The following is a 19,982-nucleotide window of genomic DNA, read 5'->3' as shown; positions in this document are numbered from 1 at the left end:
TACCGACCAATGGATAAGGGTCCGTAAACTCGAAGACGATTTCGTGACTCGTCCGGTCGCCAATCTGCGTCGATCCGGCCCGAAAGGGGCAAATGGGCGTCACACTTTGTTAACTTTTGCGAAGCCGCTTTCCTTGCACTATATGCCCGCCCATGCAGCCTCAGTTTCAGCTTCCCCAGCCGCTCAATGAGCGGCGTATCGTCGTCGCCATGTCGGGCGGCGTGGACAGCAGCGTCGTCGCGGCGCTGGCCGCCAAGACCGGCGCCGAAGTCATCGGCGTCACGCTCCAGCTTTACGATCATGGCGCCGCCGTCGGCCGCACGGGCAGCTGCTGCGCGGGGCAGGATATCCGCGACGCGCGCGCGGTCGCCGACCGTATCGGCATCGCGCATTATGTCTTTGATTATGAAACCGCCTTCCGAGATTCGGTGATCGCCGACTTTGCCGACGAATATATGGCCGGCCGCACGCCCATCCCCTGCGTGAAGTGCAATATGGGCGTGAAATTCACCGATCTGTTCCAGATCGCGCGGGATCTGGGCGCCGACTGCCTGGCCACCGGCCATTATGTCCAGCGGATCGAGGGCGCGGCGGGGGCGGAATTGCATCGCGCCGCCGATCCGGCCCGCGACCAGAGCTATTTCCTCTTCGCCACGACTCAGGCGCAGCTCGACTATCTGCGCTTCCCGCTGGGAGGCCTGCCCAAGCCGCAGGTCCGCGAAATCGCTGCAGAACTCGGCCTGTCTGTGGCCTTGAAGCCCGACAGCCAGGACATCTGCTTCGTGCCCGACGGCGATTATGCGAAGATCGTACGGAAACTGCGCCCCGACGCGGACGAGGGCGGCGACATCGTCCATATCGACGGTCGCACGCTCGGCCGGCACAAGGGGATGATCCATTTCACTGTCGGGCAACGCAAGGGGTTGGACATCGGCGGCCAGCCCGATCCGCTCTATGTCGTGCGACTGGATGCCGAAAGCCGCCGCGTGATCGTGGGGCCGAAAGCGGCGCTCGCTGTGTCGGGCGCGCGCTTGAGTGATATCAACTGGCTGGGCGGCGACTTCACCGGACCGCTGACCGCCAAGGTACGGTCGATGGCCAAGCCCGTTCCCGCGCGTCTCGACGGCGATCGCCTGCTCTTCGACGCGCCCGAATTTGGCGTCGCGCCAGGACAGGCGGCGGTCCTCTACGCCGGTGAGCGCGTCCTTGGCGGCGGCTGGATCGCACAGACGCAAGCGGCGATGGCGGAAGCGGCCTGACCTTCATTCACATCGTCATGCCGGACGTGATCCGGCATCCCGCTGTTCTTGGGGCACAATAGAAGAAGCGGGATCCCGGCCTGCTCCGGGACGAGGGTCAAGAATCAGCCGCAGCATCCTAGCATCCCCCCAAACCTTGCCCTTTTACGCCCCCGCGCGTAAGGCCCGCGCGTCATGACTCGCCCGCTCACCTTCGCCATCCCCAAGGGCCGCATCCTCGATGAAGCGCTGCCCCTGCTCGCCAAAGCCGGTATCGAGCCGGAGGCGGAGTTTCACGACAAGAAGAGCCGGGCGCTGCGCTTCGCCACCAACCGGCCCGACGTGTCGATCATCCGCGTGCGCGCGTTCGACGTCGCGACCTTCGTCGCCCATGGCGCGGCGCAGATCGGGATCGTCGGCTCCGACGTGGTCGAGGAATTCAACTATTCCGAACTCTACGCACCCGTCGACCTCGACATCGGCCATTGCCGCCTGTCGGTCGCCGAGCCGGTGGATGCCGCGGACGAGGATCAGGCCGCGATGAGCCATGTCCGCGTCGCGACCAAATATCCGCACCTTACCCGCCGCTATTATGAAAAGCGCGGGCTTCAGGCGGAATGCGTGAAGCTGAATGGCGCGATGGAACTGGCCCCTTCGCTGGGCCTGTCGCGCCGGATCGTCGATCTCGTTTCGTCGGGCGCGACGCTCAAAGCCAATGGCCTCATTGAAACCGACATCATCATGCAGATCAGCGCGCGCCTGATCGTCAACCGCGCCGCTTACAAGATGCGTTCGGCCGAACTCTCGCCGCTGGTGGAGGCGTTCCGCGCCGCCGTGGGGGTGAAGGATGCCGCTTAACCTCTCCACCACCGATGCCGATTTCGCATCCGCCTTCACCGCGCTGGTCGATGCCCGCCGCGAAGCGGACGAGGATGTGTCGCGTGACGTGACCGCGATCCTGAAGGCGGTCCGCGCCGGCGGCGACGCTGCGCTGGCCGACTATACGCAGCGTTTCGACCGCCATGACCTGAACGTCAGCGGCTGGGCCGTCACTCCGGCGGAAACCCGCGCGGCGCTCGACGGTATCTCCACCGAATTGCGCGACGCGCTGGAACTCGCCGCCGCGCGTATCACCACCTATCATGAAAAGCAGAAGCCGCAGGACAGCGACGGCGTGGATTCGGCCGGCGTTCGCCTGGGCGCGCGCTGGAACGCGGTCGATGCGGCGGGCCTCTATGTGCCGGGCGGCCGCGCCGCCTATCCCAGCTCGCTGCTGATGAACGTCATCCCCGCCAAGGTCGCGGGCGTGCAGCGCATCGCCATGGTCACGCCGACCCCGAACGGGGAGATCAACCCGCTGGTCCTGGCCGCCGCGCAGATTGCAGGTATCGAGGAAATCTGGCGGGTAGGGGGCGCGCAGGCCGTTGCCGCGCTTGCCTATGGCACCGACCGAATCAAGCCTGTGGACGTCATCACCGGCCCCGGCAATGCGTGGGTCGCCGAAGCCAAGCGCCAGCTTTACGGCGTGGTCGGCATCGACATGGTCGCCGGTCCCTCGGAAATCGTCGTCGTCGCCGATGGCAAGAACGACCCGGAATGGACCGCCGCCGACCTGCTCAGCCAGTCGGAACATGATCCGACCAGCCAGTCTATCCTCTTCACCGACGACGCAGCCTTTGCCGATGCGGTGGCTGCCGCCGTCGAGCGTCAGATCCCGACGCTGTCCACCAGCGCGGTCGCTCGCGCCAGTTGGGACGCCAATGGCGCGATCATCGTCGTGCGCGATTTCGATGAAGCCATGCCGCTGGTCGATCGCCTGGCTGCCGAGCATCTGGAACTGGCCGTGGACGATCCCGAATCGCTCTTCGCGCAGGTGCGCCATGCCGGCTCCGTGTTCTTAGGCCGGATGACGCCCGAGGCCGTCGGCGATTATGTCGCCGGGCCGAATCACGTCCTGCCCACCGGCCGCCGCGCCCGCTTCTCGTCGGGCCTGTCGGTGCTCGACTTCATGAAGCGCACCAGCTTCCTCAGCCTCACGCCCGTAGCCATCGGCGCGATCGGCCCCGCCGCGGTCGCATTGGCGCAGGCGGAAGGGCTGCCCGCGCATGCCGCTTCGGTGGCGCTACGCCTCAAATAATCAGCCGTTCGCTTCGAGCGAAGTCGAGAAGCGGTTCTCGACAAGCTCGAACCGAACGGAGTAGGGAATTGCTATGAACGACCGCTCCAAATCCCGCTCCGCCGCGCGCCTCGCCGCGGTCCAGGCGCTCTATCAGCTCGAAATGGAGGGTACCCCCGTCCATATCCTGCTGCACGAATTCCATCAGCACCGCCTGGGCGCCACGATCGAGGACGTCACCTACGCCCAGGCCGAAGAGCCTTTCTTCGACGATATCGTGCAGGGCGTTGACCGTCGCCGCGACGAGATTGACGGCCTGATCACCGCCCGCCTGTCGAGCGGCTGGAGCCTCGACCGGCTCGACAAGCCGATGCGGCAGATCCTGCGCGCCGGCACCTATGAACTGCTCGCCCGGCTCGATGTCGGCACCGGCACCGTCATCAGCGAATATGTCGATGTCGCCCACGCTTTCTACGACAAGCGCGAATCGGGCTTCGTCAACGGCCTGCTCGACGGCGTGTCGAAGGACGTGCGGAAGTAACTGTCCGCAATATCGTTCCTCGGCGCAGGCCGGGGAACGTCTTTTTCGCATAACAGGCGCTGCGCTGCTGCAAATGCGTTAGAGTTGGCCATGTCCGCCGAATCCCGCTTCCTCACCCTGCTGCGCCTGCTGGCGAACGATCCCGCCGCGCAGGGGCTGAGCGACGATGTGGCTGTGCTGCCCTTTGGTGCCAGCCGCCTGATCCTGACCAGCGACACGATGGTGGAGGGGGTCCATTATCTCCCCACCGATCCGCCACAGGATATCGGCTGGAAGCTCGCCGCGGTGAATCTGTCCGACCTCGCGGCCAAGGGCGCGCGGCCGGTCGGCTGCCTTTTGAATTATGCGCTGTCGGGTGACGAGGCCTGGGACGAAGCCTTTGTCGCCGGCCTGGGCGAAGCGCTCGACCGGCATGCCATGCCTTTGCTGGGCGGCGACACGGTGAAGATGCCCGCCGGCTCCGCGCGCAGCTACAGCCTGACCGCGATGGGCGAAGCGACCGGGCCTGTCCCCACCCGCACCGGCGCGCAGCCGGGCGACCGTCTCTATGTCACCGGCCCGGTCGGCGATGCGGGCATCGGCCTGTCGCTGGCGACTGCTGACCCTGCCGCATCCGGTCCACTGGTGGAGGCCTATCGCCGACCGCGCCCGCGCCTTGCCGAAGGCGCGTTGCTCGCGCCGGTCGCCAGCGCGATGATGGACCTGTCCGACGGCCTGCTGATCGACGCATCGCGCATGGGCGTGGCCAGCGGCGTCGCGATCGTCATCGACCATATCCCCCTGTCGGTCGCACTGGAAAAGGTGCGGGGTGCCAGCGTCGCCGTGCAAATCGCCGCCGCGCGGGCGGGTGACGATTATGAACTGCTCTTCGCTTTGCCCCATGGCGTCGCACCGCCCGTGCGCGCGATCCCCATCGGTCATGTGGCCGACGGATCGGGCCTGACCCTGAAGATCGACGGCGCCGTCATCCCGCTGCCCGACAGCCTGGGCTGGGAACATGGCTAACTGCCGCCCAGCACGTTGATGGTGAAGGCCAGAATGCCGAGGTTGAACAGGAAGGCGGCGAGGCATTGGAACAACACCGTCCGGCGCATTCCACTGGCCGTTATCGACACGTCCGACGTCTGGAAGGTCATGCCCAGCGTGAAGGCGAAGTAGAGAAAATCCCAATAGCCCGGCTCGTCCGTCTCCGGAAAATCCAGTCCGCTACGATCGCGCCCCTTATCGCCGGGCAGGTAGAAATTATGGGCATAGTGCATCGCATAGACGAGGTTCGAAAACAGCCAGGCGATCAGCAACGTCGCCAGCAATAGCGCGATCGTCCATCCATTTGGCCCGCCATGCTGGCTGACCGCCACGCCGACCGCGACCAGAATGACCAGGCTGACGATCCCGGTCAGCAACAGCATCAGCTCGCGATTCGCATCGTTCGCCTGCGCATTGCGCCGCATCGTAGCGGGCGCTGCGTCGATCAACGGCACGACGGACGCCATGAAGGCGATGGCGGCGATATCGAATCCCGCCATCGCCGCCTCATGCCAGGGCAGCATCAACGCCAGCGGCGCGATAAGCGCCAGCAGCGCCAGGAACATGCCATAACGCCAGGGGAAAAGAGGAGAGGAGCGCATGTCCGATATCAAAGGCGTCCGCGCCCCATCTGACAAGGGGTTACTGTCGGGGATTTACTGACGGGGGCTTATAGCACCGCCGCGATCAGCCCGCGCGCCTGTGCCTCATTGGCTTCCAGATACCAATTTTCCGGCGCCTTTTCCAACAGCTCCTCCATCGTCACCTGCGACCCCAGGATCAGGTTGGCAAAGCCCTCATTCTGGATTTCGATCGACGATTCGATTTCGTTCAGCGTCGCCTTCAGCGTCGCGATGCAGGTGGACAGCGGCCCGGCCAGCTGGATATTTTTGGTGATGATCCGCTCATGGATCATCAGCCGCGTGCCGCGCGTCAGATAGCGATTCTCCGTCGCGAAGAAGCTCATGAAGGTGGCGCCGGCCGAATAGACCGCCGTGCGCCCCATGAACACCAGTCGCCGATCGGGATAGAGGTCGGAATGAAAGCGAATATCCTCGCCCATCAACCGGGCAATTTCCGGATCGCCGCCCAATGTGGAAATCTCCACGACGACAAGGCCGGTCTGCGGCGCGGTGGACAGGCAATTTTTGAAATGCAGATACATGCCATGGTCGACCACGCCCGACAGCATGATCGACGGAAATTCGAAATCCTTCGGCGACAACAGGGGGGCGGTCATCAACATGGGCGATCCTCAATTTTGCGACAAGTCGGCCTGCACTACGCGCCAGCCGCAAAAAGGTGCCGTGCTTTCCCACTGGCGCGGGCCGCAACAGGCTGTAAAGAACAGATCATGACCAAAGGGCGGAAGCTATGATCGCGAAACTCAAGGGGCTGCTGGACAGCACCGGCATCGACCATGCCATCATCGACGTGGGCGGGGTCGGCTATCTGGTCGGCGCCTCGTCCCGCACGCTCGCGGCCCTGGGGCCGGTGGGCGAAGCGGTGACGATCCACACCGAAATGCTGGTGTCGGACGACGCGATCCGCCTGGTCGGTTTCGCCCGTGCGGAAGAGCGCGACTGGTATCGGCTGCTCACCCATGTCCAGGGCGTGGGATCGCGCGTGGCGCTGGCGATCCTGTCCGCACTGGAACCGCATGACCTGCACCGCGCGATCGCGACCGGGGACAAGGCGATGATCGCGCGCGCAAACGGCGTCGGCCCGAAACTGGCCCAGCGCATCGTCAATGAATTGAAGGAAAAGATCGGCGCGGTGGCAACCGGCGGTCCGTTGGGGGCAGGCGGCGCGACGGCGATGCCGGTCGGCAACCACAGCAGCGACGCGCTATCCGCGCTCCAGAATCTGGGCTTCAAACCCCATGAGGCCAGCGTGGCGGTCGCCGCCGCCGAAGAGGATCTGGGCGAAGGCGCCAGCCTCGACGCGCTGGTGCGCCTGGCGCTGCGAAAGGCGGCGAAGTGACCGACGACGATCGCCTCATTACCCCCGCCCGGCGCCCCGAGGATGTCGACGCGGCGCTGCGCCCGAAATCGCTCGACGAGTTCGTCGGCCAGCAGGCGGCGCGCGAAAATCTGCGTATCTTCATCCAGGCGGCCAAGTCGCGGGGCGATGCGCTCGATCATGTGCTGTTCTTCGGCCCGCCGGGGCTGGGCAAGACCACCTTGGCGCAGATCGTCGCCAAGGAAATGGGCGTGGGTTTCCGCGCCACATCCGGCCCGGTCATCGCCAAATCGGGCGATCTTGCCGCCTTGCTCACCAATTTGGATGAGGGCGACGTCCTGTTCGTGGACGAAATCCATCGCCTCAACCCGGCGGTGGAGGAAGTGCTCTATCCCGCGATGGAGGATCGCGCGCTCGACCTGATGATCGGGGAGGGGCCATCGGCCCGCTCGGTCCGCATCGACCTGCCGCCCTTCACTTTGGTCGGCGCGACGACGCGGCAGGGGCTGCTCACCACGCCGCTGCGTGATCGCTTCGGCATTCCGGTGCGGCTGCAATTCTATACGGTGGACGAACTGGAACTGGTGGTGCGCCGCGCCGCGCGGCTGCTCGACCTAGCCATTACCCCCGACGGCGCGATCGAGATCGCTCGTCGTTCGCGCGGCACGCCGCGTATTGCCGGCCGTTTGCTGCGCCGGGTGCGTGATTTCGCCAATGTCGCGGGCGCGCCCAGCGTCGATCGCCAGGTCGCCGACGCGGCGCTCATGCGGCTGGAGGTCGATCATCTCGGCCTCGACCTGATGGATCGGCGGTATCTGATGATGATCGCCGACATTTATCGCGGCGGGCCGGTCGGCGTGGAAACGCTGGCGGCGGGCCTGTCCGAAGCGCGCGACACGATCGAGGAAGTGGTCGAACCCTATCTGATCCAGCTTGGCCTTATAGCCCGCACGGCGCGCGGCCGCTGCCTCAACGGCCCCGGTTGGAAGCATCTGGGCATCAATCCGCCGCAGGATGTGCAAAACGGCCTCTTCGATTAGGAAACAAACGGAAAAGCGTGGCCGTTACGGCAAGGCACCGTTATAGCCTTGCTTAACGCATAGGTGCGCATCAGACGTGCCGGAAACCGCAGGAGTCGAGCCTTGAGGGCCATCGAGAAATTCCCCAATCTGGTAACGATGTTCTTTGCGCGCGCGCAGGAAAAGGGCGACGCGCCCTTCCTCTGGCGCAAGAGCGGCGGCCAATGGCATAGCCAGAGCTGGACCGAGGTCGCGGGCCAGGTCGCCTCGCTCGCCGCCGCGCTGAAGGCACAGGGGTTGAAGCCCGGCGATCCGGTGATGCTGGTCAGCGAAAACCGGCCCGAATTCTGCATCGCGGACCTTGCCATCATGGCGGCCGGCTGCATCACCGTGCCGACCTACACCACCAACACCACGCGCGATCACCAGCATATCCTGACCGACAGCGGCGCGCGCGCCGTCATCGTGTCCACCGCGAAGCTGGCCCAGGCGCTGATGCCCGCCGTCGTCCGATCGCAGGCGTCCTTCATCATCGGCATGGAACCGCTGCGGGGCGCGCAGGGCACTTGCGCCTGTCATTTGTGGAGCGACCTGCTCGCCGCCTATCCGGCTGATGTGGACGCGATCGCCGCCGCCCAGACCGTGTCCCGCAACGATCAGGCCTGCATCATCTACACCAGCGGCACCGGCGGCGCGCCGCGCGGCGTGATGCAGCATCATGGGGCGATCCTTTCCAACGTGGAAGGCGCGGGCAAGGTGGTGGCGGAGGATTTCGGCTGGGGTGACGAGGTTTTCCTCTCCTTCCTGCCGCTCTCCCACGCTTATGAACATAGCGCCGGTCAGTTCCTGCCGATGCTGCTGGGCGGGCAGATCTATTATTCCGAGGGCCTGGAAAAGCTGGCCTCCAATATCGAGGAAACGCGCCCGACCATCATGGTCGTGGTTCCGCGCCTGTTCGAAGTGCTGCGGACCCGCATCATCAAGTCGATCGAGAAGCAGGGCAAATTCCCCACCTATCTGATGGGGCAGGCGACGCGCATCGCGGCGAAGGAGCAGGCGGGCAAGGGATCGATTCTCGATCTGCCGATGAAGGCGCTGCTGTCGCGCACGCTCGTCCCCAAGATTCGCGCGCGTTTCGGTGGGCGGATGAAGGCTCTGGTCTCGGGCGGCGCGCCGCTCAACCCCGATGTCGGCCTCTTCTTCGACGCCATGGGCCTGACCTTGCTGCAAGGCTATGGTCAGACGGAGGCTGGTCCGATTATCAGTTGTAACTATCCGTCGGCCGGCATCGCCATGGACACGGTTGGCCCGCCGCTTGACGGGGTCGAGGTGAAGATTGCCGACGATGGCGAGATTCTCGTGCGCGGCGAACTGGTGATGCATGGCTATTGGCGCAACCCGGCCGAAACCGAAAAGGCGCTCAAGGACGGGTGGCTGCACACCGGCGACATAGGCGAGATCGACGCCAGAGGCCGCATCCGCATCACCGACCGCAAGAAGGATCTGATCGTCAACGACAAGGGCGACAATGTCTCCCCGCAAAAGGTCGAGGGCATGTTGACGCTGCAAAGCGAGATCGGTCAGGCGATGGTCCATGGCGACCGCCGCCCCTATCTGGTCGGGCTGCTGGTGCCCGATGCCGAATGGACTCGTGAATGGGCGATCGAACAGGGCGTCGCGCTGGACAGCGTTGCCGCCAACCCCGCCTATCAGGCGGCGCTACGCGCGGCGGTGGACCGGGTGAATGACGATCTGTCGGTGCTGGAGCGCGTCCGTCGCTTCATCCTGGCCGACGAACCCTTCACCATCGAGAATGAGGAAATGACCCCCTCGATGAAGATCCGCCGCCATGTGATCCGCAAACGCTATGCGGATCGCCTGGACGCGCTGTACAAGGGCTAAGGCATAGCGGGCCAGGTTCAAAGCGGCGCGTCGGCGGGGCCAATTTTCTGGACGAACGGCCCGCGATCCCGCAATAACCTCTTGTTGGAAGCGCATGGGAAAGGCGATCGGCGGATGAGGATATATGCGATCGCAGCCATGCTGTTGCTCATGGGCGCCGCGCCTGCCCCCGAACCGCGATGGGAGCCTATCTTCGACGGTAAGTCGCTCGACGGTTGGACGCCCAAGATCACCGGCCGTGCGTTGGGTGAAGATCCGCTCCATATGTTCATCGTGCAGGATGGCGCGATCCGCGTCTCCCACGCCCAGTACAAGCATTTCGATGGCGAGTTCGGCCATCTGTTCTGGAAGGCGCCGCTCGGCGCCTACCGCATCCGCTTCGAATATCGCCTGTTCGGTACATCCCTGCCCGGCATCAAATCATGGCAGGCGACCAATAGCGGCCTGATGTTCCACGCCCAGCCGCCCGAGACGATCCGCCGTGACCAGGATTTTCCCGTCAGTCTGGAAATGCAGCTGCTGGCCACGCCGCGCCCGACGGAAGAGCCGAGCGGCAATGTCTGCACGCCTGGCACCACCGTCCTTTTCGAGGGCAAGCGCGATCCGCGCCATTGTATCTTGGCCAGCGGCTCGCCATTGCCCGCCGGCCGCTGGACCAGAGCGGAACTGGAAGTGCTGCCATCGGGCGACGTCACCCATTATATCGATGGGAAAGCGGTGCTGCGCTATTCAGCTATCGAACTCGACCCGGAAGATGCGGACGCCAAACCCCTGATTGCCGCTGCGGGTGGCGCGTTGCAGCTCACGCGCGGCTATATCGCCCTGCAAGGCGAGGGTCATCCCATCGAATTTAGGAATATCGAGCTGCAACGGTTGGACTAGGACGCAGGGACAAAGTCCTGAGCGATGGCATTGAGGTCAGGCGGCGTAGATTGCCGGGCGGTAGCGGGCTTCGGGGATAGAGTGGCCATGCTCGCGTGCAAAATCCAGCCAGAGGCCGATCGCTACCTGCACTTCGGCAATGGCTTCGGCAGGCGTATCACCATGTGCCGAACAGGGTTTGAGGTCCGGTACATCGGCGATCCAGACCTTGTCCTCTTTCGACCAGAAGATATTGATGTGATAATGATGATCCATCATTCGTCCATGCTGAGGCCGTAAGCTTCGACCATATCAAGAAACTGCTCCACCTGATAGGTCTTGGCATCCTTGCCGTTCGGCTGGATGATGAGCGGCCGGTCAAGGCCGTTGCGGCCATAGACATGATGGCTGCCGCTCACCCGCGTCAGACGAAATCCGAAAGCTTCGAGAATGCGCTGGAAATCGCGAAAGCTGAGGTTTCGGCTACCTTGCAGCAGGCGCTGAAAAAGTTTGGCGGGTTTGACCAAGTGACGATCCCTTCGATGTGAACCTGCCACCGAGTGACAAGATTGCAAATCGACGTTTACCGTCGCGGATCAGATAACTTCCTCTTGTGGGATTTCCGCGAGAAGAGTCATCGCCCGAACTTCTTCTGCACTTTCCCGTAACGCAATTTCCGCGTCCCCGGCTTCCCTTCGGTCGCCCTCCCTCTCGGCGCGGCGACCTGTTCATGCGCGGGCAGACCCAATTCCTCGGCCTCCAGCTTGCGGATCTCATCACGAATCCGCCCGGCTTCCTCGAACTCCAGGTCCGCCGCCGCCGTGCGCATCTTCTTTTCCAGATCCTCGATATAGGCGCGCAGATTGTGGCCGACGAGGTGCGGGCGGTCCTCCAGCCCCGTCTCCACCGTGACCTGATCCTTGCTCGAAACATGGGCGATGATGTCGCCGATATTACGCTTGATCGTGGTCGGCGTGATGCCATGTTCAAGGTTATAGGCCTCCTGCTTCTCGCGCCGCCGCGACGTCTCGTTGAGCGCCCGCTCCATCGACCCGGTAATCCGGTCGGCATAGAGAATTACGCGGCCCTCGACGTTACGCGCCGCGCGGCCGATCGTCTGGATCAGCGACGTTTCGGACCGCAGAAACCCTTCCTTGTCCGCGTCCAAAATCGCCACCAGCCCGCATTCGGGAATGTCCAGCCCCTCACGCAGCAGGTTGATGCCGATCAGCACGTCATAGACGCCCAACCGCAAATCGCGGATCAGCTCGATACGCTCCAGCGTTTCGACGTCGCTATGCATGTAGCGGACCTTGATCCCCGCCTCATGCATGAACTCGGTCAGATCCTCGGCCATCCGCTTGGTCAGGGTGGTGACGAGCGTGCGGTATCCCTGCGCCGCGACCTTGCGGCATTCGTTGATGAGATCGTCCACCTGATCCTCGACCGGCTTGATCTCGACCGGCGGGTCGATGAGGCCGGTGGGGCGGATCACCTGTTCGCTGAACACGCCGCCGGTCTGCTCCATCTCCCACGGGCCGGGCGTCGCGGAGACGCTGACGGTCTGCGGACGCATCGCATCCCATTCGTTGAAGCGCAGCGGGCGGTTGTCGATGCAGCTTGGCAGGCGGAACCCATATTCGGCCAGTGTGATCTTGCGCCGGTGGTCGCCACGCGCCATCGCGCCGATCTGCGGCACGGTCTGATGGCTTTCGTCCACGAACAGCATGGCGTTTTCGGGCAGATATTCGAACAGGGTCGGCGGCGGCTCGCCGGGCAGGCGGCCGGTCAGGAAGCGGCTGTAATTCTCGATCCCCGCGCAGCTGCCGGTGGCCGCAATCATCTCCAGATCGAAATTGGTGCGCTGCTCCAGCCGCTGCGCCTCCAGCAGCTTGCCTTCCTCGACCAGCTCCTTCAGCCGCTCGGTCATCTCGAACCGGATCGCTTCCATCGCCTGCTTGAGCGTCGGGCCGGGCGTCACATGGTGGCTGTTGGGAAAGACCTTCACATAGTCCAGGCTCGCGACCTTCTTGCCGGTCAGCGGGTCGAACTCGACGATATCCTCAATCTCGTTGCCGAAGAAGCTGATGCGCCAGGCCGTGTCCTCATAATGGGACGGGAAGATTTCGAGATTGTCGCCCTTCACGCGGAAATTGCCGCGCGCGAACCCGGCATCGTTGCGCTTATATTGGAGCGCGACCAGTTTGCGGATGATCTCGCGCTGATCCTCGATCCCGCCCTTCTTCATCGAAAAGGTCATCGCCGAATAGGTTTCGACCGAGCCGATGCCGTAAAGGCAGGACACCGACGCCACGATGATCACGTCATCGCGCTCCAGCAGCGCACGGGTCGCCGAATGGCGCATCCGGTCGATGCTTTCGTTTACGCTCGACTCCTTCTCGATATAGGTGTCCGACCGCGCGACATAGGCTTCGGGCTGGTAATAGTCGTAATAGCTGACGAAATATTCGACCGCATTGTCGGGGAAGAAGCTCTTGAATTCCCCGTATAATTGCGCCGCCAATATCTTGTTAGGCGCCAGGATCAGCGCAGGCCGTTGCAGCGCCTCGATCACCTTCGCCATGGTGAAGGTCTTGCCCGAACCGGTGACGCCCAGCAGCACCTGATCCTTCTCGCCGGCCAGCGCCTGTTCGACCAGTTCGGGGATCGCGGTGCGCTGGTCGCCCGACGGTTCATAGTCGCTGACCAGCGTGAAGGGTCGGCCGCCCTCGCTCTTTTCGGGGCGCGCGGGGCGATGGGGGACGAAACCCTCGCCGGTTTCCGGTTCATCGAGCGTGGTGCGGATCTGAATCGACATGGGCGTAATATGGGGTCTTGGGCCTGCGGTGCAATCGGGATCATGGCTTCAGTTCGAACGCGGTCCTGGGCATGGGCGGATAGACGACCGGCTTGTCGCCGAATCGCGCGCGCAGGGCGGCCTGGCGGCGTTCGTCATCAATGACTTCCACATCGACTTCGTCGGGATAGCGGAAGCTGACATCGAACTTTCCATCCTTGATCTCATATTCCAGGATTGACCAGCGCTTGATGCCGCCTTCATCTGACTCGGCATACCAGGCTTCCCAAAGAAGATCGGAAAGAACTTCGGTGTCGTCGAAATTTCGAATTTGATGCCCTTCATCCTTGAAGACGTTGGGGCTGATCCATCGGTCGCCGATTTCCACATAAAGGAAAATGCCATCGGGATTACCGCCGACGATATCGACCAGTTCCACGCCGATTTCGTTGTAGAGCGGGCCCAGAATATCGAACTTATCTTTTGCCATCTTTGGCGCCTTTCGCTTCGTTCGGGAATTTTTTTCTGAATTTTTTGCCATCCACCTCCCAGTAGACATTGAGTTGGTAAGGTCGTTTCGAGGCACCGTGGTAAAGCGGTTCGATATCGACGAACACCTTATGTTTGGCGCGCAGTTCCTTGGCCCATAAATCCTCCATGACGCGATAGCTGCCGCGGTTGAAGTTTGAGTTCTGGGCGAAATGGTTGAAGCTGTCGCTGGGTCCGTTGAAGCGAGCAGCAATGAAATGCCCGCCATCGTCGTCGCCAAGCCGGTTGGGCTTGCCAGCCTGCGCCTGATTATGGCGCGATCGCACAGGTGAGACGGCCAGCGACAACGGGCCAAATATCCGCCGACTGCGTGCAATGACATCGATATGGAAATCATAACCATTCTTCGTTTCCCGCTTCCAGTTTGCATCGAGAATCTGGCTTTCCAGCGACGGCGCTTTGCTGGGGTCTGGTGGCAGGTTTCCGCCATGCCTATCCATAAAATGGGCGAGTCCGAGGAAGTGGTTCTTGGCGGCCCGTCCTCTATCCAGATAGGCCTGGTGCGGCAGCTTGATCTGCTGCCCAATCCGTAAGGGCTGATCGACGCCCTGTTGGTTGAGCCAGGCCAGATCGCGCGTGGTCAGCCCCTTTCGCCGCGCAGCGATGCGGGAAAGTGAATCGCCGGACTGCACGGTGTAGAATGCGTAGTTGTCAGGATGATCAGGACGGTTCCGGCTGCGATCCCGCCCGCCGTCATCGTTGCGTGACTTTCCAGGGCTGTCCATTCCGCCATGCGGTGAGCTGCCCCCTCGCCCGAAATAACGCCCCTGCCCTGCGAAGGTGAAGCGCCCATTCTCCTCATCATGCCAAGGGTTGAACTTCACCTCGACCCCAGGTGGTGCGATCCGGCGCCCGGTGCGCAGATAAAGGCTGAAGGCAACCAATTCGCCGGACATTCTTTTCTGCATCAAAACTTCCCCCAAAGTTTCGCAATGCCTCTAATCGATCAATCGGAACAAATAAAGAACATATATCATTTTGTCCTGCGTCATTGAACCCTCCCGCCGCGCTGATATGCTCGCGTCGGGACAGAAACTGGGAGGATGACGATGCGCCGGACCGTGATAATGCTCGCGATGCTGACGACCCTTGCCGCTTGCGGTGACAAGCCCGGCGACAAGACGGGCGACATCGCCGCCACCGACGCCATGAGCAAGCAGGAGGTGAAGGCGCAGGTCGACAAGGTGCAGTTGAAACCCGGCCAGTGGGAAGGACGCTTCACCGTCAAGGATATCGATCTGTCCGACATGCCCGGCGCGCCGGCGAACATGAAGGATCAGATGAAGCGCATGATGAGCCAGACCTCGCTGAAATATTGCGTCACGCCGCAGCAGGCCGCCAATCCCAGTGGCGAGATGTTCGCGGGGCAGGAGAATAAGGACTGCACCTATGGCGGGTTCGAGGCAAAGGGCGGCGCGGTGAAGGGCCAGATATCCTGCAAGTCGCAGGGCGGCACGATGAACGCGACCATGTCCGGCACCTATGCGCCGGAAAGCTATGCGATGGATGTGGACATGAAGATGGCGGGCGGCGCGCAGGGCACGACCATGGCGATGACCGCCCGGTCGGAAGGCAAGTGGATCGGCGCGGATTGCGCACCGACCCAAGCGCACTGATCGCGAGCGACGACAGGCCCCATCGCTGCTGGCTATGCGATCGGCCGCTGGGGCGGCGGGTGGAGTGGCACCATCCGCTGCCCAAGAGTCGGGGCGGGCGGCAGGTCGTGCCGCTGCACCCGATCTGCCACCGCACCATCCACACAATGCTTTCCAATGCGGAGATGGCGCGGGCTTATGCCGATGCACCCGCCCTGCGCGCCCAGCCCGCCATCGCCCGCTTCCTGGCATGGATCGTGGACAAGCCGGCCGACTTCCATGCGCCGACCCGCCGGCGCCGATAATTTCCCTTGCGCTCCACGGCCAAGCGGTAGAGCCTTTGCCCGGTTCCTACGAAGAACGGTGGAGAGGATATGCGAAAGACCTGGCATGCGGCGCTGCCGCTAACCCTTATATGCGGCAGCACCCTTGGCCTGGCCGGCTGTGGCAGCGACCCCGCCCCGGCGCCGAAGGCAGAAGAGGCGCCTGTCCTGATGCAGGCGGGGCAGTGGACGCTGACCCGCAAGACGACGGGCTATAATACCCCCACCGTGACCCCGGCCCAATATCAGGAGGCCCTTAAGCAGGTGGGTGAGGACAAGATCTGCATCGCCATCGACCAGGATGGCCTGCCCGATCCCGATGCGATTGCGGGCAAGGAAGGGAGCGATTGCAGCTACAAGGACAAGATGGCGCGCAAGGGCCGGCTGATCGCGACGTTGAGCTGCAAGGCAGGCGCGGGCACCTCCGACATTACGGTCGAGGGCAATTATACCGCCGACACGCTGACGCTGGGCACGACCATGACGAAGACGGAGGGTGGCAAGCCCGTCCTGCGCACCACCCATGACCTGACCGGCACCCGCACCGGCGATTGCGCCAAGGCGGGCTGACTCTGCTCTAGCTGTCCTGACCGGGCGCGAAGGCTGCAAACACCTGCGCGCCGGTCATGTCCCGCGTCGCTTCGCTAAAATGATAGCTGGCGGGCTTTTCCTCGATGAAGATTTGCGTGACGAAGGGGAAGGCGCCCGGATCGGCAAAGGCCTGGATCGACACGGCCAGATGCGCGCCATCCTTCGACCGCCATAGCAGCGAACTGCCGCAATTCTTGCAAAAGCCCCGCTCGCCCCATTCGGACGAGGCATAGATGCCCAGCGCATCCGGATCGGCCATGACGATGTAGGTGCAGGCGACCGACAGGAACACGCCGCCCGACCAGCGCCGGCACATAGCGCAATGGCAGGCGCCCATGGCTGCATCGGCGATGGTCGCGTCGAAACGCACCGCGCTGCACAGGCATTGCCCTGCCTGCTTCATTCCTTTTTCCGCTGGCTGCGTCACCTGTGGACTCTCCTGTGCTTCAGCTGTGGCCAGTCCCGGTATCACCCTGTGCATGGCCTGTGGATAAGTTGTGGATCATTCCAGCGCGCGGATCGCCCGTTCGTCGCAACGCTTGGCGCCGACCGGTACCGGACTGACCGTGGGCACAGGCAGACTCTGGCCGATGCGCAGCGGTGCGAAGCGCTTCCGATCGATCCCGGCGCAGCGCAGATAGAGGTCCAGCATCTTGGGCGGCGTGTCCCATTGTTCGTAGGACAGGCGGAACGTGCCCCAATGGATCGGGATCGCGGTCGACGCGCCCAGCCGCCGGAACACTTCGACCGCCTGCGCCGGGCCGATATGCGCGTCCGACGCCATCTGCCCCTTCCAGAAGCGAAACGCGCCGATCGGAATCAGCGCCAGCCGGATCGGGCCATAGCGCTTGGCTTCATAGGGCCAGCCCATGTCACCCGCACCGGTATCGCCGGCGAAGAAGATATTGCCCGCCCGCGTTTCGATCAGAAAACTCGACCAGAGCGCCCGGTTGCGGTCGGTGCCCCAACGGCTGCCCCAATGATGGTTGCGGGTCACATGGACGCGATAGTCGGGGCAATGTTCGTAATTGCCGCACTGGATCACCGCCTGCGGGGCCAGCCCGTTCAGCGCCGCGCCACTGACCGACTGGCCCCAGTCCAGCACCGTCGCCGGGATGCCCTGCGCCTTCAGGATCGCGTCATTGCCCAGGCTCGTGACGATCTTGGGCCGGTCGCGCTCCCATAATGTCTTCAGCGTGGGCAGGTCCATATGGTCGTAATGATTGTGGCTCAGCACGATCAGGTCGATCTTGGGCAGATCGTCGAGGCGGATGCCCGGCTCCGCCACGCGTTTCGGCCCCAGCGGCGGCAGGGGGCTGGCATAGTCGGACCAGATCGGATCGGTCAGGATATTGAGGCCCGCCGCCTGCACCAGCACGGTCGCATGACCGACCCAGGTCGCCACCATGCCGCGCGGCGCGGCGAACGACGCGGGGCGGGCGGGCTTGACCGCAATCCCCAACGGCCATGGCGGCCGGTCGTCATTCCCCAGCAGCCAGCGTGCGATAAAGCCCTGCCGGCTGGTGCCCGGCGGCGCCGGCGCCTCGATCGCGCCATCGGGATTGAAGAAGCGCGCCCCGTCATAATGGCGGCTGGCCGGCCCCTCATAATAGAGGCGGTCCAGGAAAGGCGGGATGATCGTGATCGCCAGACACAGGGCGATGATGGCGAACAGCAGGGCGATTCCAGCGCCTCTGGCTATGCTGACAAGGCGACCCATGGCTGCTCCCGAAGACGATATGTGAGCGACATAACGCAAGAGGGCTGCGGAGCAAGGGGGCGAAGGGGATTAGGGGTGGAGGGAATGACGAAACTGCTTTGAAGGGTGAGGGTCTTTCTCTTGCTGGCAGGAAATGCTTGTCCAGAAAGAAGAAAGACCCTCACCGACATCGACTAGGCAGCAAGCTGCCAAGTCTCCGTTGCCTCTCCCGCGAAGGCGGGAGAGGGGAGCAGGAGCACCCGCAAATGGTCGTCATCCGCCATAGCCTCATTCGTCGTGCCGGGCTCGACCCGGCATCCCGCTTTTTCAAAGCACCGACGTAGTCACCAGTGCGAGACGCAACCTTCGCCCGTCAGCCCTGATCCTGATAGGCCATCTGCAATATGCCCCAATGGCGGCCCTTCACATGGATGGACGCGATCACCTGTTTCAGCAGGATGACGTCGCCCTGGGCGGTCAGGCGGCGATAGGCCTTGATGCAGAAGGGCTGGGTGATCTTCGCCTGCTCGCGCGTGTCGGGGAAATCGAACACCACGCCCTGGCGCGCATATTCCATATTCCATTTCTCGTCGCCCGGCCGCTGCTGCTGGGCGCGTTCTGGCATGGCGATCGCGCCATAGGCGTTGCGGTCGGTGAAGGTCATGCCGAACAGGCCGGGGAAGCGGCGTGCCCGTTCCTGCGCGGCGCGGGCGGCGGGCAGCATCACGGCCTGCGCCGGATGGGTGAAGAGGGGCGGATTGGTGCCGGCAATTGGCGCATAATCGTTGCTGAATATCGCCGATTCGCTGACCTCGCCCGCGTCGATCGCCCGCTCGATCGCCTCGCTGACCTGTCGGGCGCTTTGCAGGCTGAAGTCGATATAGGGCGAATCGGGAATATCGACGCCGCTTTCGGCCAGATATTGCAGCAGGTCGTTGGTGTCGTCGCTGGCGGTGGACACGCGACCGGACAGGCGTTGCAGGCCGTCGGCATTGTCGGTCGACGTGCTGGCCAATGCTGCCAGCCCGCCCCGGATCTCGCTTGCCGATCCCACCATCGACACGATCCGGCTGGCCATCGTTTCGCTGTTGCTCGACAGGCCCTGCATCAAAGTGCCCAGTCGCTCGACCAGCGCTTCGATCGTCTTGGTGTCGTTCAATGCGGTGCGGGCCGTCTGCGCGCCATGGGTGATGCTGGACAGCATGCCGCCCGCCTCGCCGGTCAGCGCGCCGATCGACTGTTCGATCGTGTGAGTCGCGGCTGCGGTTTCCTGCGCCAGCTTCTTCACTTCGGATGCGACCACGGCAAAGCCGCGCCCGGCGTCCCCGGCACGCGCCGCCTCGATCGTGGCGTTCAGTGCCAGCAAATTGGTCTGGCTGGCGATCCCGCTGATGACGCTGGTGACATGGGCGACGGTCTTCAACGCCTCGCCAAAGCCGTCCAGCCGCGCATGGATGCGACTCACCTGTTCGATCAGGTCGACGAAATTATGATTGGCGGTGGACAGCTGCCGGCTCGAATCGTCGATGATCATGCGGGCGGCGACGGCCTGCTCGCGCGCGGCCTGTCCTGCCATCGACACGCTGTCGCCATCGCGCGACAATTGCGACGCGGCGCCGCTGATCGCCTCGATCGTGCGGGCCTGGTGCGTCACCCGGTCGGCCAGCTCGCTGATATCTGCCTGAAGGTCGAGCGTGCGGATGCCCAGGTCGCCAGACAATTTGGCGACCTTCATCACCGCACGGGCGACGGTTTCGGATTGC

22 protein-coding genes are annotated in these 19,982 nt (G+C 63.6%); 12 read left to right on the top strand and 10 right to left on the bottom strand.

All coding sequences use genetic code 11. The features are described from left to right. Positions 1-152: 152 nt before the first annotated feature. From mnmA to thiL, 5 genes are all read left to right on the top strand, one after another. The gene (mnmA, locus tag F4U95_RS15365) at positions 153-1,259 is read left to right on the top strand and encodes a tRNA 2-thiouridine(34) synthase MnmA (RefSeq protein WP_150426277.1); all 1,107 of its coding nucleotides are present in this window, start codon (positions 153-155) and stop codon (positions 1,257-1,259) included. A gap of 174 nt (positions 1,260-1,433) precedes the next feature. Then, on the top strand, positions 1,434-2,096 hold the full coding sequence (gene hisG, locus F4U95_RS15360) for an ATP phosphoribosyltransferase (protein ID WP_120251218.1): 663 nt from the start codon (positions 1,434-1,436) through the stop codon (positions 2,094-2,096). Then, the gene (gene hisD, locus F4U95_RS15355; RefSeq protein ID WP_150426276.1) at positions 2,086-3,375 is read left to right on the top strand and encodes a histidinol dehydrogenase; all 1,290 of its coding nucleotides are present in this window, start codon (positions 2,086-2,088) and stop codon (positions 3,373-3,375) included. Before hisG ends, hisD begins: the two co-directional genes overlap by 11 nt. A 73-nt stretch (positions 3,376-3,448) precedes the next feature. Further along, positions 3,449-3,895, top strand: a complete 447-nt coding sequence (nusB, locus tag F4U95_RS15350) for a transcription antitermination factor NusB (RefSeq protein WP_120251216.1) — start codon at positions 3,449-3,451, stop codon at positions 3,893-3,895. Between the two features lie 90 nt (positions 3,896-3,985). Then, positions 3,986-4,900 carry a thiamine-phosphate kinase gene (thiL, locus tag F4U95_RS15345; RefSeq protein WP_150426275.1) on the top strand — a complete coding sequence of 305 codons (915 nt, stop codon included), beginning with the start codon at positions 3,986-3,988 and terminating at the stop codon, positions 4,898-4,900. On the opposite strand, the gene F4U95_RS15340 is transcribed toward thiL, so the two are convergent. Next, complete coding sequence (locus F4U95_RS15340; protein WP_150426274.1) at positions 4,897-5,523, bottom strand: DUF1345 domain-containing protein; 627 nt, start codon at positions 5,521-5,523, stop codon at positions 4,897-4,899. The genes thiL and F4U95_RS15340 overlap by 4 nt on opposite strands. Before the next feature lie 68 nt (positions 5,524-5,591). Further along, positions 5,592-6,167: a Clp protease/crotonase-like domain-containing protein gene (locus F4U95_RS15335; protein WP_120251213.1), complete on the bottom strand. Its 576-nt coding sequence runs from the start codon at positions 6,165-6,167 to the stop codon at positions 5,592-5,594. A 128-nt stretch (positions 6,168-6,295) separates the two neighbouring features. Between F4U95_RS15335 and ruvA the strand changes: the two genes are divergently transcribed. From ruvA to F4U95_RS15315, 4 genes are all read left to right on the top strand, one after another. Next, positions 6,296-6,904 carry a Holliday junction branch migration protein RuvA gene (gene ruvA, locus F4U95_RS15330; protein ID WP_120251212.1) on the top strand — a complete coding sequence of 203 codons (609 nt, stop codon included), beginning with the start codon at positions 6,296-6,298 and terminating at the stop codon, positions 6,902-6,904. Beyond that, complete coding sequence (gene ruvB / locus F4U95_RS15325; protein ID WP_150426273.1) at positions 6,901-7,923, top strand: Holliday junction branch migration DNA helicase RuvB; 1,023 nt, start codon at positions 6,901-6,903, stop codon at positions 7,921-7,923. The genes ruvA and ruvB overlap by 4 nt, the downstream gene beginning before the upstream one ends. A gap of 138 nt (positions 7,924-8,061) precedes the next feature. Then, the gene (locus F4U95_RS15320; protein WP_150426340.1) at positions 8,062-9,804 is read left to right on the top strand and encodes an AMP-dependent synthetase/ligase; all 1,743 of its coding nucleotides are present in this window, start codon (positions 8,062-8,064) and stop codon (positions 9,802-9,804) included. A gap of 114 nt (positions 9,805-9,918) precedes the next feature. After that, positions 9,919-10,686, top strand: coding sequence for a 3-keto-disaccharide hydrolase (locus tag F4U95_RS15315; RefSeq protein ID WP_150426272.1), 768 nt, complete (start codon positions 9,919-9,921; stop codon positions 10,684-10,686). 36 nt (positions 10,687-10,722) lie between these two features. On the opposite strand, the gene F4U95_RS15310 is transcribed toward F4U95_RS15315, so the two are convergent. The 5 genes from F4U95_RS15310 to F4U95_RS15290 all read right to left on the bottom strand — a co-directional run bounded on the left by F4U95_RS15310 (position 10,723) and on the right by F4U95_RS15290 (position 14,907). Beyond that, positions 10,723-10,944 (bottom strand): type II toxin-antitoxin system HicB family antitoxin, encoded by a 222-nt coding sequence (locus tag F4U95_RS15310; RefSeq protein WP_150426271.1) that lies wholly within the window; start codon positions 10,942-10,944, stop codon positions 10,723-10,725. After that, positions 10,941-11,192, bottom strand: coding sequence for a type II toxin-antitoxin system HicA family toxin (locus F4U95_RS15305; RefSeq protein WP_150426270.1), 252 nt, complete (start codon positions 11,190-11,192; stop codon positions 10,941-10,943). Before F4U95_RS15305 ends, F4U95_RS15310 begins: the two co-directional genes overlap by 4 nt. A gap of 107 nt (positions 11,193-11,299) precedes the next feature. Then, positions 11,300-13,483, bottom strand: a complete 2,184-nt coding sequence (gene uvrB, locus F4U95_RS15300) for an excinuclease ABC subunit UvrB (protein WP_150426269.1) — start codon at positions 13,481-13,483, stop codon at positions 11,300-11,302. A gap of 40 nt (positions 13,484-13,523) precedes the next feature. Continuing rightward, positions 13,524-13,952, bottom strand: a complete 429-nt coding sequence (locus F4U95_RS15295) for a hypothetical protein (protein WP_150426339.1) — start codon at positions 13,950-13,952, stop codon at positions 13,524-13,526. Then, the gene (locus F4U95_RS15290) at positions 13,939-14,907 is read right to left on the bottom strand and encodes a LysM peptidoglycan-binding domain-containing protein (RefSeq protein WP_246171608.1); all 969 of its coding nucleotides are present in this window, start codon (positions 14,905-14,907) and stop codon (positions 13,939-13,941) included. The genes F4U95_RS15295 and F4U95_RS15290 overlap by 14 nt, the downstream gene beginning before the upstream one ends. Positions 14,908-15,060: 153 nt before the next feature. Here F4U95_RS15290 and F4U95_RS15285 point away from each other — a divergent pair, with 153 nt between their 5' ends. The 3 genes from F4U95_RS15285 to F4U95_RS15275 all read left to right on the top strand — a co-directional run bounded on the left by F4U95_RS15285 (position 15,061) and on the right by F4U95_RS15275 (position 16,499). Beyond that, positions 15,061-15,627, top strand: coding sequence for a DUF3617 domain-containing protein (locus F4U95_RS15285; protein ID WP_150426267.1), 567 nt, complete (start codon positions 15,061-15,063; stop codon positions 15,625-15,627). Then, positions 15,603-15,911 carry an HNH endonuclease gene (locus F4U95_RS15280; RefSeq protein ID WP_246171607.1) on the top strand — a complete coding sequence of 103 codons (309 nt, stop codon included), beginning with the start codon at positions 15,603-15,605 and terminating at the stop codon, positions 15,909-15,911. The genes F4U95_RS15285 and F4U95_RS15280 overlap by 25 nt, the downstream gene beginning before the upstream one ends. Before the next feature lie 69 nt (positions 15,912-15,980). Next, a complete protein-coding gene (locus F4U95_RS15275) occupies positions 15,981-16,499 on the top strand; it encodes a DUF3617 domain-containing protein (protein WP_150426266.1) in 519 nt (172 codons plus the stop codon). Between the two features lie 7 nt (positions 16,500-16,506). Here the strand turns inward: F4U95_RS15275 and F4U95_RS15270 are convergent, their stop codons facing one another. The 3 genes from F4U95_RS15270 to F4U95_RS15260 all read right to left on the bottom strand — a co-directional run bounded on the left by F4U95_RS15270 (position 16,507) and on the right by F4U95_RS15260 (position 19,954). Further along, a complete protein-coding gene (locus tag F4U95_RS15270) occupies positions 16,507-16,947 on the bottom strand; it encodes a GFA family protein (RefSeq protein ID WP_211363994.1) in 441 nt (146 codons plus the stop codon). Between the two features lie 75 nt (positions 16,948-17,022). Further along, positions 17,023-18,240, bottom strand: a complete 1,218-nt coding sequence (locus tag F4U95_RS15265) for an MBL fold metallo-hydrolase (RefSeq protein WP_150426265.1) — start codon at positions 18,238-18,240, stop codon at positions 17,023-17,025. Positions 18,241-18,592: 352 nt separating this feature from the next. Beyond that, positions 18,593-19,954: a methyl-accepting chemotaxis protein gene (locus F4U95_RS15260; RefSeq protein WP_150426336.1), complete on the bottom strand. Its 1,362-nt coding sequence runs from the start codon at positions 19,952-19,954 to the stop codon at positions 18,593-18,595. Positions 19,955-19,982: the final 28 nt, after the last annotated feature.

The organism is Sphingobium limneticum, from assembly GCF_008710165.1.
Lineage (GTDB): Bacteria > Pseudomonadota > Alphaproteobacteria > Sphingomonadales > Sphingomonadaceae > Sphingobium > Sphingobium limneticum.
The sequence above is the reverse complement of the archived record's forward strand: the minus strand, read 5'-3'. Positions and strand labels throughout refer to the sequence as shown.